Here is a 15,538-nt window from a genome sequence, read left to right as displayed (position 1 = left end):
GAGGTACGTGTACTGGTACGTCGTGGTCGTGGCCTGTCCATCGGTTTCCTGGCGCACCCCCTTGAGGTTGCCCGCCGCGTCGTACCCCAGGCCCGTCGCTCCGCCCGCATCGTGGTACGCCACGTTGGTGGTCTGCGCCACCTTCTGGTTGTCGCCCGTCTTCGCGCTGCGCACCACCGTGTGCACGTCCTGCAGCTTGCCCGTCGCGTCGTACTGGCTGTAGCGGTACTCATAGCTGCCGCCCGTCTCGCCGACCAGCGTGCGGGCCGCCACCTGCCGGCCCGCGCCGTCGTACAGGATGCCGTCCATGAGGTCGCTCGCGCCGAAGCCCGTGTAACCGGCCATGCGGTGCAGGTCGTCGTAGACGTAGTCGTAGGTCTTCTTGACCGTGCCGTCCGGCGAGCCCGCGATGGCGATGCCGTCGAACGTCTGTTCCCTGACGCGGTTGCCCGCCAGGTCGTAGCCGTACTTGAGTACCGTGATCGACTTTTCATAGGACGGCGTGGCTCCGGTCCGCCAGTCGAAGATCCACCGGGCCCCTTTGACCTCCGACGCCTCCGCGCTCCTGGTCTGGCGGTTCATCGCGTCGTAGTCGAAGTCCGTGGTGGTGGTGTGCTCCACCTGCCGATCCTGCGGTCCTTCTCCCGCGTTGTTCGTGCGGATCGTGTTCACCACGTGCGTTGTCACCTTCTTGCGGTTGCCCGCCAGGTCATAGGTGATGCGCACGTCAGATCGCCCGTCGAACACCGCCCGCAGCCGGTGCTGGGCGTCGTAGACCAGGTGGTTGTCCTGGTAGACCACGTCGTCCAGCAGGCCGGAGGCGAGTAGCGTCTTCTGCGCCATCTTCTCGGCCACGCGGTTGCCTGCCAGGTCGTATTCATAGCGGGTGGTCTGGCCCAGGTAGTTGTCTCGGATCTCGATCAGCTGGCCTGCGCCGTCGTAGCGGTAGTCGATGTTCTTTTGCTTGGCAGTGGCCGTGGCCCCGCCCGCTCCTGGCTCCACGCGGGTGTTGTCCTCATGGACCAGCTGGCCCGCGAAGTTGTAGCGGAAGTTGAAGTCCACCGGCGCGCCACCGCCCGACTGTGAATCCGTGCGCCCGACCATGCGCCCGGAGAAGTCATAGCTCCATGCCTGCGTCATCCCCATCGCATCCGTCTGCCCGATCTTGCGGCCCAGCGCGTCGTAGCGGTAGCGCATGGCGTAGGCCAGCGTTTCGGTCCCGCCGCTCGCGTTTTTGACCGTCTCCTGCCCGCTCAGCACCACGTTGCCCATGCGGTCGTAGCGGTAGCGTGTCGTCTCGGCGTTGCCGTTGGTCACCAGTCGCTTGCGGCCGGCTTCGTCGTACTCCACCGTCTCCAGCAACGTCATCTCGTGGCGCTCGAGGCCGGCGACGCCATTGTTCTGGTGCGCGCTCGAGTCGTACAGGTTCCTCGACACATCGCCGTTCATGCTGCCTTCGATGCGGTAGCGCGAGATGGCGCTGGCCAGCGAGGTCTGCGTGAGGCGCGAGAGCTGGTCGTAGCGGTAGTTCGTCACCACCGGGTTGCGATCCGCAGAGACATTCTCGGCCGAGGAGATCTTGTCGCCGAACGCGTTATAGCCGTAGTCCATGCGCCCGCCGTCGGCCCGGCGCTCCTGCACCACGTTGCCCGCCAGGTCGCGCACCTGCGCGTTCAGGTTGCCGAGTGCGTCGCGCACGCCCACCTGCCGGCCCACCGCGTCGTAGTACACCTGCGTCGTCGCCCACGACTGCGCGAAATTGCTGTCCTCGTGCAGCCGCGACTGCGCGATCAACTGGTTGTTGGCGTCGTAGCGCATCGTGGCCGTGCGCACCCGCTGGCCCGCGCCCAGGCCCTGGGTCTCGTCGATGCTGATGAGGTTGCCCCAGCGGTCATAGCCGCGAAGGATCTCCGGGCGGTTGGTGAAATTGCCCTGCTGGGCGTTCTGCGCACGCAGCTGCGGCACGTAAGTGGGAGTCGTTTGCTGGACCGTGACACCACCGTTAACGCCCGTCGAGGGGACCGTGATCGTCACCGTGCCCTGCTCGATGTACGGATCGCGGTACATCCCCGCAGGGTGCTCGATGACGATCTTCACCTGATAGGTCGTGCCCGGCGTGAGCACGTCCAGCACGAAGCCCTGCAGCGCCGCCCCGCCCGCGAACTGCGAGCGGCCGTCGCCCTGCTGGAACAGGAAGGGCGCCGGGTTGCCGCCCGGAATGCCCGGATAGGAACTCACCGTGACCCGAGCGCCCGTCTCTGGCAGGGGCCACTGCAATACGGAATGGTTGCTGCCGTCGATGACGGCATTCGACATGGCGATCGACCTCAGACTTGCTGTGGCAGCCATCGGTGCGCTCATCATGAAGTTGGAGATCACCTCGTATTCGGAATCCGTCGTGAGGAAATCGCCCAAACTGCGGCTGCCGAAGGAGTTGCCGTCATAGATGGCATAAAGCGGCTTGGTGCCCTCTACTGGCGCCATCATGATGTAGCCGTCGTTCTGGTAAGCGTTCTGGTACCAGCGCGACCAGTTCCACTCGAATCCGGCTTGATAGCGCGGATCGCTGTTGAGCACGATGAAGTCGCCGCGATAGACCATGGTGGGGTTGGATGCCAGCTGGAACACCGTGTCTCCGCCATAGATGTATTGCATCAGGCGCTTGCTGTTGCCCGACGGGTTCACGTCTACGTAACCCGTCACCCCCTCATATACCGCGGCACCTTCGGCAACCCGCTGGTTCATCTCCATGATGACCGACTCATCCCCCGTCGTGATGTGGTGGTCATTGCCTTGGTACGTGAAGTAGTAGCGCTGCAACGGCTTGCGTCCCGGGCCCGGATCCTTCCAGGCGTAGCCCAGGATGCCGAAGTTGGACACGTTATTGTTGGCGTACACCACCGCAGGTGTGGTGACGGCCACACTGGCCCCTTGCGAGGTGGTCATTACCCCCGTGGCGCGCTGCGCCACGCCGCCGAAGCTGTTGAGCACGATCACCTCGTATTCGTAGGTGCCTGCGCTCATGTTCAGTGCCACGCCCTGGTAGCCCGTGCCCAGGCCGGTCGTACGGCCGTCGCCCTGGGTGAACACCCCATCACCCGAGGTGCGCGAGCCGGTCCAGGTGCTCTGGCCCGGGACCTTCCAGCGGAAGACCACGCGCTCGTCCGCCCCAGGCTGGGGCCAGCGCAATACCTGGTACGTGCTGCCGTCGATGGTGCCCTGCACGACGCCCACGCCCTGCAGCGGCGGAGCGCTGTCGGTGTCCGCCACTCCGAGCGCGAAGGAGCCCGAACCAACCTCGCGTACCTCGCTGCCGCGCACGTTGGTGATGCGGTACTCGTAGCCGCCGGGCGTGAGGCCCAGCTTGTCCAGCTCGATACGGTGGGCCGAGCCGAAGGTGCGCTGTGCATTGGCCAGGCTGACGGTCTGCCAGCCGCCGCCGGCGGAGCGCACTTCCATGCGGATGCTGGTGACGAGGTCCTGCGGCAGGCTGACCTCGATGCTCTGAGAGGTGATCGCGCCGTAGAGCGTGGCCACCCGGCCGATGCTGCCGGCACTCCCGCTCTTCGGTGCTCCGGACGATCCGCTCTGCGTCGTGCCACTGGTGGGCCCGAACACGGCCCCGCCCGAAGACTGCTGTCCGCTGGACCCGCTCTGCGTCGTCCCGCTGGTGGGCCCGAACACGGCTCCGCCCGAGGACTGCTGTCCGCTGGATCCGCTCTGCGTCGTGCCACTGGTGGGCCCGAACACCGCACCGCCCGAGGACTGCTGTCCGCTGGATCCGCTCTGCGTCGTGCCGCTGGTGGGCCCGAACACGGCCCCGCCCGAGGACTGCTGCCCCCCGGACTCACTCTTCACCTGCCCATCGGCGCCCGTCAGCCCCTGCATCAGCGCGGCACGCTCGCTCGGCGAAGTGGTGTACAGGCCATCCCTCCACTCGGCATCGCCACTGGACGATTTGTGGTGCTGCAGGGCAAAGAGCTTGGTCATGCCTGCGGGCGCCGCGCCCGAGCCGGCAACGCCCACGTAGCCGTCGATGCCCCGGTCTTCCCAGCCGCTGGCCAGCAGGCTGGCACGTTCGCTGTCGCTGGTGGTGTAGATGGAGGTGTTCGTGCCGAACTTGCCCAGGCGGTAGAGCGCCGTGAGGCCTGCGGCCGGCCGCTCGGCCACGTAGCCCGAGACACCTTCGTCCAGCCAGCCGTTGTTGCCGATCAGCAGCGAGTCGCGGGTGTACGCGCTGGTGGTGAACAGATGGATGTCGTTGTAGCGGTCGTAGACGCGGTAGATGGGCTTGCGTCCCTCGCCCGCTTCGTTCCAGATCAGGCCGGGGCTGGCGACCTCGGTCCAGTTGAACGACGAGGTGTTGCCTTTGGGCGCCACGTCGTAGATCGTGGTCCAGTTGCCGAAGATGTCGAGCTTCTCGACCTTGATGCTGGCGATGCCCTTGATTCCCACCGCGCTGTTCTGGTTCGGCTGGGCGGGCGGCATCTTCCATTTGAAGGAGTACCCGTTCATCGCCTCTTCTGCGCTCACCACGACGGTGCGGGGGCCACTGTACGGAGGCGAAGTGTAGGCTCCGTCGCTGGACACTCCATAGAGATAATCCGCCGGTTCGTACCCGAGCGTGATGCGCACATCGCCGCTGCCCAGGTCCTGCAACGAGCGCCAGACCAGGTCCACCTGGTTGTAGCCTTGGGAGGCGTTGGTACCGGAATCGGTATTGCTCTGCTTGGTCTCCGTGCTCGTGATCACCCCATACACCAGGTTCTGGCGCGTGGTGATCCCCATGGCCTTCTCGCTGGTGCGCTCGGGCGCGACGGTCCGCACCAGTTGGCCCCGCAGGTCGTACACCATGTCCGTGCGCTGGAACTCTCCCGAAGCACCGGCCTGCACGGCGATCGCCTGCTGGATGTCGGCGTAGTTGTCCAGCCGCAACCGCCCCGAGCCCACCATCTGCACCGTCTGGCGCCCCTGCAGGTCATGGGCCCAGATCTTCATCACCCCGTCGCCCGCATTGCTGCGCCACACGCGACCGGCGTTGTCGTAGTCGTAGACCTCGTCGCCCTGCAGACGGCTGCCGTCTGCCGCCATCGCGCCCAGCAGGCCGCTGCCATCAGGCCACAGCACCCGCTTGCGCGTCACCTCGCCGAAGGCGTTGTACTGCAGCTCCGTGCTGCCCAGGCGAAGGGCGGACGGGTCCGGGCTGTCCTGCAGCGGCGTGTAGGTGTTCGTCTGGCGCCCCAGCGCGTCGTAGCGGTAGGCGCGCCAGAGGCTGTGCACCTGCCAGGCGCCCGCGTCGTTCAGGTAACTGACGTTCTGCCATTCCTTGGCCAGGCGCCCCTGGGCGTCGTAGGAGTAGTAGTGGCTGTTGCCGCCGGCGTCGATCGTCTCCTGCGTATGGCCCTGGGCATCGAAGCGGGTGTAGCTCGTGCGATTGGCCGATCCCTCCGGCGCGGCATTGGCGGTGTAGCCCGATTGATCGCCCGACACCGTGGCGCCACCTGCATACTGCACGGTGGAGACGGCGTTGCCGTGCGCATCGCGTCGGAACTCGGTGAGCGGGTTCACGGGGTTCTTGCCCTGGCCATTGCCCGCCACGCCCAGGTTGACGGTGGGTGTCACGATGGCGCGCACGCGGCCCAGTGCGTCGTAGAACTGGTACGTGGTCGCGCCCAGCGCGTCCGTGGTGCGCAGCAGGTTGCCCAGCGCGTCGTAGGCGTAGCGCGTGGTCACGTCGGCATTGGCACCATCCTTGGCTTGGCTGACCTCCGTCAGCACGCTGCCGATGTCCCCGGCCCCTGCGTTCACGCGCGTGTAGCCCACGCCGCGGCGCGTCTCGGACGTCTTGCGCCCCAGCACGTCGTAGGCCGTGTCGGTGACGCGGTCGCCCTTGCCGGTGTCGGGAGCGGTCCCGAGGGCCGCGTTCCTCGTGGCGTATTCCACGTGACGCACCACGTTGCCGGCCGCATCGTAGGCATCGGTGCTGAGGTAGCCCAACACATCGGTGGTAGAGGTACGCCGGCCCAGCAGGTCGTACCCATATTTCGTGACCGGCCAGACGTTGTTGCCCACGTTAGTGGCGAAACTCGTCAAATTGCCCAGCGCGTCGTAGGTATTGTGCGTGGTCTTGCGGCCCGCGCCTTGCTCACCCGTGCTGCTGTCCACGAAGAAGACGTAAGGCTCCTGCACCTCCGTCACCCGGCCCATGCGGTCGTAGCCGGTCAGGATGTCGCGGTCGGCACTGCCCGCCCGGGCGGTGATGGCGCCGCGCACTTCGTCTTCGCGCATCAGCACGCCGTCAGACCGGGTGGTGATGTTCTGCGCATAGCGTACCAGGCGTTCGGTCTCGCCGAAGGCGTTGCGCGTGTAGCCCGTCACGTAGCCCAGCGCATCCACGTCCCACGCGAGGTGGCCCGCGCGGTCGTAGGCCTTGTAGCTCCACGCCGTGCTGCCGGCGGCGCGGCCGGCCACGGCGCGGCCCAGCGTATCGTAGCGCGTCTCGCTGCTGGTCTCCACCGTCTGCTCGGAGCGCGAGCCCGAGCCGATCCGGCCATTGGCAATCAGGTTCGCGCCTTCGTCCTGGTAGACGCCCACGGGCGGGAAGATGGTCTTCACCTGCCGGCCCAGCGCGTCGTATTCGTAGCGCGTGGTGCGCTGCTCGCTGCGGCCTGCGGCCTCGGTGCGCGCCGTGAGGTGGCCCATGGCGTCGTACTCCATGCGGGTGACGACGCTTGCCATCGCTTGCGTCATCTGGCCCGTCTGGCTCCAGGACGGCAGATCGGCGAGCATCACCTGCGGCGAGATCTCCTGCACCATCTGGCCCGCCGCGTTGTAGGCGTACGTCCAGATACTCTGGGCCTTGTTGGTGAACGTGGTCTTGCGGCCCGTGCCGTCGTAGGCGGTGCTCTCCGTCTGGTTGGCCGCGTCGGTGGTGGCGATGAGGTTGCCCGCCGCGTCGTAGGCCATGCTCTCGCGGCGGTCCACGCCCGCCGTGAACCCCGGGTTGGGCATGAGCGCATAGTCCACCTCCGAGCGGGAGAGGCCGTGGAAGTGCCGGTTCGTGCCGTTGGCATACAGCTGGTAGAGCGCCGCGTTGTCCTTGGCCGGCGCCACGTCGATGTAGCCGATGACACCCTCTTCGATCCAGCCGAGCACGTCCCTCGCGGAGGCACGCAGTTCTTCGCTGGCCGTGTAGTAGTGGCTCGTGCTCGCGCCCGGAGGCCGCAGGCGGTAGAGAGGCGCCGCACCGCTCGCCGGCTGGCTCCGCACGTAGCCGACGTTGCCCTGGTCCTTCCAGCCATTGGCAATCAGCTGCGCCCGCTCTTCGTCGCTCGTGGTGTAGAGGTGGTCCTCCACGCCGTTCGGGCCGCCCAGGCGGTAGAGGGGCTTCAAGCCTTCCCCGCCCGTCGTCTTGGTGAACCCGGTGATGCCCTCCTCGGCCCAGAAGTCCCGGCTCTGCTCGCCCATGTAGACGGTGCGGCTGGCCAGGCGCCCCACGCCGTCGTAGGTGTAGCCCTGCAGGTGACCCAGCGCATCGCGCGTGAAGGCGAGGCGCCCTGCCGCATCGTAGTAGTTCTGCGTGATGCGGTCGTTGCCGCTCCACGGCGCCTGCTGGGCGATGAAGCTGCGGCTGAGTTCGCCCGCCTGGGCACGCCGGCTTTCGAGCTGGATGACCTGCGCGGCGGTGAGCTGCGTGGCCCCCTCTCGCACGCGCAGCAGTTGGCCCGCGCCGTCGTAGAAGCGCTCGGTGGCGCCGCCCTCGGCATCGATCGTGAGCACCTCGCGCCCCGCGCGGTCCAGGAAGTGGCGCGTGATCCGGTCGCCGCTGCTGGCCACCGGCGTGGGCTCGGCCAGCAGCATGGCGCCTGCCTGCACGTTGCGGTAGGCATCCGCGGGAACCGCCAGGCGCGTCTCGCGCACGAGGCGCCCGGCCGCATCGTAGTCGTAGGTGCTCACCGCCCCGCTCGCGTCCACCTCCTTGGTGAGACGGCCGGCCGCGTCGTACACCTTGCGCACGAAGGCATCCGAGAGGCTCGTCTGGGGCACGGTGATCGGGCCGTCGCCCGTGCCGATGTCTCCGATCGGAGTGGCGTAACGGGTGCTCTGCAGCATCCGCCCGGCCTTGTCGTAGAGGTACTGCGAGACGCCACCCGTACCGTCAGCGCTCAGCGTGACGCGCCCGGCCGCGTCGTAGCGCATGCGCGTCTGTTCGTCGCGCTGCGCGTCGTAGAGGCGCTCGGTCTCCACGCGGCGGGTGAGTTCGGCCTCGTCCGTGTTCGCCGTGAGCGGCTGGCTGGCGATGTCCAGGCGCTTGGCGTAGCGGATGCGCTGGGTGACGTTGCCGTTGCCGTCGTAGCGCTGCGAGACCACCGCGCCCGTGCCGTCGATGCTGTAGCGCACCCGGCCGGCCGCGTCGTACACGGTGCGCGTGACCATGTCCGGCGAGTTGGCGGAGCTGGCACCCGGCTGCGGTTCCGTGCCCACGACCCAGTTGGTCATGGAAATGCGCTGGGCGTAGGCCGTGCGCTGAATGACCCGTCCCGCGCCGTCGTAGGCGAAGCGCACCACGTCGCCCGCGCCGTTCACCGTGGCCGTGACGCGGTTGTCCGCATCGTAAATGCGATGTTCGGTCTGGTCTCGCGCGGCATCAGGACGCTTGAGGCCGTTGATCTGATCTTCCGTCGCGTTCAAAGGCAGACCGTCCGGGGCCTGAACGACCACGGCATAGCGCGTCTGGCGCACCACGCGGCCGGCCGCGTCATAAGCGGTCCCGGCCAGGTTACCGGCCGCATCGAGCACGAAGCGCTGTCGGCCCTGCGCATCGTAGGCGTAGCGCGTGGTGTGGCCCTGCGCGTCGGTGGCGCTCGTGACGTGGCCCAGCGCGTCGTAGGTGTAGCGCTTGGCGAGGTTCAGGCCCGCGTGCGTGGCGGTGGACGGGTCCACCACCTCCAGCACCCGGCGGCCCATGTTGTCGTATTCGTAGCGGGTCACCGTGCCGTTCGGGTCCGTCACGCTCACCTGCTGGCCCGCGCTGTCGTAGGCGAAGGTGGTGACCAGGTTCAGGCCCGTGGGGTCCACCGCCTGGCGGATCAGCTGGCCCTTGGCGTCGTAGCCGAACTGCGTGACCACGCCCTGCGCGTCCGTCACGCTCAGCTGGTTGCCCAGCGCGTCGTAGGTGTAGCGCGTCTGCAGGTTCAGGCCCGACGGGTCCACGGTGCGGGTGAGCACCCGGCCAGCCGCATCGTAGGCGAGCACGGTCATCACGCCATTGGCATCGGTCGTCTGGATCAAACGTCCGGTCGTGTCATACCGGCCCGTGGTGCGCGTGAGCGGCGTCTGCACGGCCGTCTGCCGGCCTGCAGCGTCGTATTCGTAGCGGGTGATGGCTTGTTCCGGGCGTCCCGCTGCCTCGGTGCGCGACACGAGATTGCCGAACAGGTCGTATCCCGTCAGGGTCACGATGCCGGACGGGCCGTCGGCCACCGGGGGCGAAACTTCGCGGATCAACCGACCCGCAAGATCGTAGGCGTAGGTCCAGGCAGCGCCCACCTCGTTGGTGAACGCTATGCGGTTCCCCAGTGCGTCATACGTGTGGTATTGCTGCCCTCCGAGCGCATCGGTCTTCCCGACGAGCCGGCCCGCACCGTCGTAGGTGTAGCGGGTATGGCGGTCCTGCGCGGATGGCGTGCCGGCCTGCAAGGCATATTCGACGACGTGCTGGAGTTGGCCCGTGCCATCGTATTCGCGGCCAACGACATAGCCGGCCGCATCCACCGTGCGCACGACGCGACCCGCACCGTCCAGCGTCTGCACAGTGACGCGGTCCTGGCCACTGCCCTGCACCGTGCCCAACACGCGCGCGGGAGTGAAATCGGCCGCTTGCCAGCCCGCCACGCCGATCGCGTTGGCGTAGGCCTTGGTCGAGACGGTGTTGGCACCGTACGTGGTCTGCGTCACGGCGCCCAGGGCGTCCACCTGGAGCACCTGCCGGTTCGACGCGTCATAGGCCCAGGTCGTGGTGCGGTCTCCGCCCTGGCTGCGCAGCAGCCGGGAGATGCTTCCCCGGTCGTGGTTGGCGATGGCCGGGCTGAACACCGGCCCCAGCCCAGCCACCGGAGGCGTGATGGCCCCGGCGTAGGACGTGCGCTGGCGCAGGTTGCCGTTGCGATCGTAGATGCTGCCCACGACCGCACCATCCGGGCCCACGGCGTAAATCTGGCGGCCGGCGGCGTCGTACACGTAGTCGGTGGCCAGGTCGCCGCCGGCGGGAACCACATCCTGCGGTGCCCGGCCAGCCGCCAGCGCGGTGGCGAAGCGCACCGTCTTCACCACGTTGCCGTCTGCGTCGTAGCGCAGGCCCGTCACGGCACCCGTGCCGTCGCTTTTCCAGATCAGGCGCTGGGCTGCGTCGTACGTGCTTTTCTCGACCACGTTGGCTGCTGCGCCTTCCTGGTCGGCCAGCTGGAAAACGAAGGATTCGTCGTACCACGGCACGGTGATATCGATGCGCTTCGCGTAGCGCACCTGCTCCACGATGTTGCCGGCACCGTCGTAGCGGAACTTGGTGGCCGCGCCCGTGCCGTCCACCTTGACGATCAAGCGGCCCAGGGGGTCGTACGCCATCCGCGTGCGCACGTCGCGCGCGTCGTCGGGAACAGGCGTGGGGAACGTTCCCGGCGTCCATCCGTCGGCACCGCCGACGGCGATGCGGTTGGCGAAGGTGCGCTGCTCCATCACCCTGCCGTTGTTGTCGCGCAGGAAGGTGGTCACCTCGCCCAGCCCGTTGACCACGGACTGGAGGTGGTTGTTGGCGTCGTACGACCGGTATTCGATCCTGTCGGTACCGGCGGGCACGAGGCCCTCACGCACCTGCGATTCCCACGTGGACGGCCCAAAAACGGCACCCCCGGCCACGTACCGCTGCAGCAGCGCGGTATCGGTGAAGGGGTTGCGGTACTCGACCAGTTTGCTGATGCGGCCCAGCGCGTCGTAACTCGTCTGCTTGACGGAGCCTGAGCCATCGATCGCCAGCGTCTGCCGGTTTTCGTCGTCGTAGAGGTAGTAGCTGGTGTTGCCGTTGGCATCCACGCTGCTCGTGAGATTGTCGAGCAGGTCGTAGGTGTAGGTGCGCTTCAGGTTCAGGCCGTCAGGGTCCACCTGTTCACTGATGCGGCGACCGGCACCGTCATAGGTATAGCGAGTGCGCGTTCCTTCAGGCCGGATCACTTCCAGGGTATGGCCCTGGGCGTCGTAGGCGTAGCGTGTAGAAAGCGCCAGGCCCGCAGGATCGACCACCTGTTCGACGAGCTGGCCCTTCGCGTCGTAGCGCAGCGCGGTGACCGTGCCGCCGGGCTGCGTGATGCTGATCTGGCGCCCGAGCGGGTCATAGGCGTACTGGGTCGCGAGCGACAGGCCACCTGCGTCCACGGTGCGGGTGAGAACGCGGTTGGCCGCATCGTAGGCAATGGTCGTGCGTGTGCCGTTCGCATCGGTGGTTTCCACCAGCCGGCCTGCGCGGTCATAGCTTTTGCCGGTGGTGACGGTTTCCGTGATGTTGCTGTCGAAATGCCACACGCTCTGCGACGAGCCGGTCTGGCGCCCGTCCGCGTCGTAGGTGTAGCGCGTCACGTCTTCGCGGGCGTCCGACACCTCGACCATGTCGCCATGCCGGTTGTAGGTCTGCTTGACGAGCAGGCCTTCGTCCGTGCTGATGGTGACCGTGCGGTTCTTCGCGTCGTAGGCGTAGGTGGTGGTGTTGCCCTCCGCGTTCAGCTGGGAGACTACACGGTTGAATGCGTCGTATTTGGTCGTGAGCGTAGCCCAGACCGCGTCCGTACTGGTTATTTCGCGGCCCAGTTTGTCGAAAGTGCGTGTGCGGGTGTGCCCCAGCGCATCGGTCGCGCTGATCTGGTTGCCGAACGCATCGTATTTGTAGCTGCTCACAGCGGCGAGGCCAGCCGAATCGCGCGTCTGGCCCACCACCAGCCCGCGCCGGTCATAACGCGTGAGCGAAGCGGTGCTGGCGGCGCCTGTGCCGGTCGCTTCGGTACGCTGGATTTCTTCGCGGAACGCGTTGTAGACGTAGTTCTTCACGAAGCCGGCCGCGTCCGTCGTGCCCACTACCGTGCCGACGGCACCGTAGGCGGTGCGCGTGACCTGATCGAGCGCCGGATTTGCGGCTGCCTGGAGCAGCGCCAGCAGCTTGTTGTTGACCAGGCCGCCGGCCTGCGAGCCGATCAGTTCGCCGGGATTGATGCGCGTGCCGTAGCGGATTTGGGCAACCGTCTGGCCCAGCGCGTCGTAGCGGGTCTCCGACACTTCGCCCAAAGCATTGACGGTGTGGGTCAATTGTCCCGACGTGTTGTAGAAGAAGAGCGTGCGCAGGCCGTTCGCGTCGACCGTGGCGCTTCTGCGGCCAGCGAGGTCGTAGGCATGGGTCTTCGCGTAGCTGCTCCAGACCGCTTCGATCTGCGCCGGGGTCTGGGCGGCTGCCAGTTGGCGGGCACCTTCGGCGGACAGCTCCGCCACCAGCCGCCCCTGGCTGTCGTACCGCGCAAGCCGGGTGCGCGCCTGGTCCGTGCCCGCAGCCACGGTGCTGCGGATGCGGTTGCCGGCAGCATCGTAGGCATGCTCGGTACGCGTTCCCTGGTAGTCGGTTTCCACCGCGAGCCGACCGAGAGCGTCGTAGTCGTACAGGCGGACCTGGTCCTGCGCCGACGTGGCCGGCCGGATCTGGGATACGGACGAGGCCGAGGTCACCGCCGACAGCACGGACGCCTTGAGCGCCGTTGCGTAGCGCGTCTGCTTCGCCAGGTTGCCGTTGGCGTCGTACTCGAGTGCGGTGAGGTAGCCGGCACCGTCGATCTGGCCCACCAGCTGGTGCTTCTCATCGTAGAGCCTGCGTTCGACGATGTCCTGGCTGTTCGTCGCAGGCTTCAGATCCTGCAGCGAACCCGTGGCACGCTTGGAGGCGTCAGTCAGCCGCGCGAACCGCGTAGTGGACGCCAGCCTGCCAGCCGCATCGTAGGCGTTGAGCACCAAGTAGCCTTCGGCATCGAGCGTGCCGGTGCGCAGGCCGTCCGCATCGTAGAAATGCCGCGTGACCCGGTCCGCCGAAGCGTCCGTGGACGGACTCGCCGCGCTGGCAGACGGGGTATCGCCCAGCGCAGCGGTTGCGATGGTCTTCGCATACTGTCGCGTGGCAATCAGCCGCGAGAGGCCGTCGTAGAAGTTCTCGGTGACGCTGCCGTCGGCACCCACGGTTTTCCAGACCCGTCCCGCCGCGTCGTAGATGGTCCAGTCGCTGCGGTCCGACGGAGCGCCCGCCGGCCTCAGCGCAGCGACGGACACTGCAGCCGGGCTTCCATCGGACGTGGTGAGCAACCGCAGGTCCACCGGCGTGGCGTAGGCGATGATCCGGGTCACTTGGCCCGAGCCGTTGTAGACGTATTCCCGCAACGCGCCGGACGCCCCCACCTCCGCGGACTTCCTGCCCGCCTCGTCGTACAGCACCCATGACCTGCTGCCGTTCGCGTCCTGGCTGGAGCGCAGACGCCCCATGGCATCGTAGATGAAGCTGCTGGTTCCCAGATCCGCAGAGGCGGCGTCGGAGCGCTGGCTGCTGACCAGGCGGCCTGCACGGTCGTACAGCCGCGTCTCCCGCAAGCCGTTGGCTGCCTGGTTGACGATCCGGGCACCCTCGTCGTCGTACACCGTGGTGGCCAGCTGCCCGAGGCCGTCGGTCGTGGAAATCAGCCGTCCAAGCCCGTCATACGCATACGCCGTGGTCGCACCTTTGCCGTCGATGCTCTGGAGCAGCCGGCCCGCGGGGTCGTACACATAGCGAACGACGGAACTGCCGGCGGAGACTCCATTGCCGGAAGTATCGGTGGATGCATAGCTGGTCGCCGTCTGCATCTGCCCCCGATAGTCGAACGCGTAATCGGTGCGGCGCACCTGTTGCAGATTCTGTTTCGATGCCCAAGACGACACCGTGGATTCGGTAGGCACCGCATCCCGGGCCAGCGAAGACACGGGATATGCCGCGGCATGGTGCTGCAGCACTGCCACTGCCTCGCCATACGTGTTGCGGCGGTACTCCGTCACCCGGCCTTCGGCGCTGATCATGAACCGCAGTTGGATGCCGGAGGCATCGTCGTACACATAGCGCGAGGTCAACGCACCGGAGGGTTGGCCGGAACCATCGCCGTCGGGATCGGGCTGCGTGTACACCGTCTCTGTCAGGAGCTGGTTCTGCGCGTTGAACGTTCGCGTGACGGTGTTGCCGGCGGCATCGCGCTGCAGCACCTGATTGCCACGCGCGTCGTACGCCATGAACACGGAGCGCCCATCCGCATCGGTGGTGCGCACCAGGTCACCGTTGCCGTTGTATTCGAACCGCTGTAGCAGCCGTGCGCCGCCCGGCCCGGGTGATGCGATGCTGAGCAACTGCCCTTTGGCGTCGTAAGCATATGCGCTCACCTGGCCTGCCGGGTCCGTGACCTGGGTCGTGCGTGCGGACGTATCGTAGCTGAAGCGGTACGTCTGACCGAGGGCGTCGCGCAGCACGGACACCTTGTAATCCGCGCCAGACTGCACGTACTCGATGGAGAGCTGGGTGCCGTCGCTCTGGCGGATGCTGGCCACACGGCGGCTGTCGCCATCGTACGTGTAGGAGGTCCGATAGAGCTTGCCATCCGTGGTCGATCCGTCCGCGGGCGTGAGATCCACCGTGACCGCCGACAGCCGCTTGAGCGCATCGTAGGCATAGCTGGTGCGCGTGACGGCCTTGCCCTGGCTGTCAACGACGCGTACGCGCATCAGCAGCCCGCCGGCATAATCGTATTGCACCGACTCGCCGCTGGCGTCCGTGACCTTGGCGATGTTTCCATCGGCGTCGTAGCTGTAGGTGGTCGTGTTGCCGCTGGCGTCCACGGTCTTGTCGAGACGGCCGGTGGAAGCGCCGTAGTATTCGCGGCGTTGGCTCTGCCCACCCGTCCAGATGAACCCCGAACTGGTGGATTCGATGCGGTCGTACGCCTGCGCACCGTCCGTGCTGACGTAGCGGCTGGACCCGGAATCCCACGTGAACAGCGAGGTGGAACCATCGCGCCCCGTGAGGGTGATGGTGCTGCCCGGCTGCTTGGCCTGGCCGGACAGGACGAGCTGGCGGCGGTAGAAGCCCGTCCCCCAGTTGTCGCCGTTGTCGTCGTTCAGCAGCCCCTGGCTGTTGTAAGTGCGCACGGCCTCGTACCCGCCGCCGTGCGCCACCAGCCGGTCGTCGGTGTCCGAAATCACCAGGTTGCCCGTGGCGACGTTGACGAAGACCTGCTCATTGCCCCGCCCCTGGGCCGCATTGCCTTGCGCCGTGCGTTGCCCCAGGGTGGCCAGGGAGCTGTTGCTGAACCCGAGACCGTTGCCGCTGACGATGCTGACCATTTTTCTACCCCTCGATGAATGTGCTCGCGGGCGCCGTAGCGCGCACGCTTCTGCCAATACATCCAGAGGAATCCAGAAATGTTGAGTGAATTTCCGATGG

The 15,538-nt window shown here is 67.1% G+C and carries 1 protein-coding gene; it reads right to left on the bottom strand.

The features are described from left to right. On the bottom strand, positions 1–15,438 hold a 15,438-nt coding region (locus Q9R47_RS12905), incomplete at its 3' end, for a hypothetical protein (protein WP_311233597.1). Positions 15,439–15,538: the final 100 nt, after the last annotated feature.

This window comes from Acidovorax sp. PRC11, from assembly GCF_031844105.1.
Classification (GTDB): domain Bacteria; phylum Pseudomonadota; class Gammaproteobacteria; order Burkholderiales; family Burkholderiaceae_C; genus Paracidovorax.
Note: the sequence above shows the minus strand (reverse complement) of the source record. Positions and strands in the feature narration are given on the sequence as shown.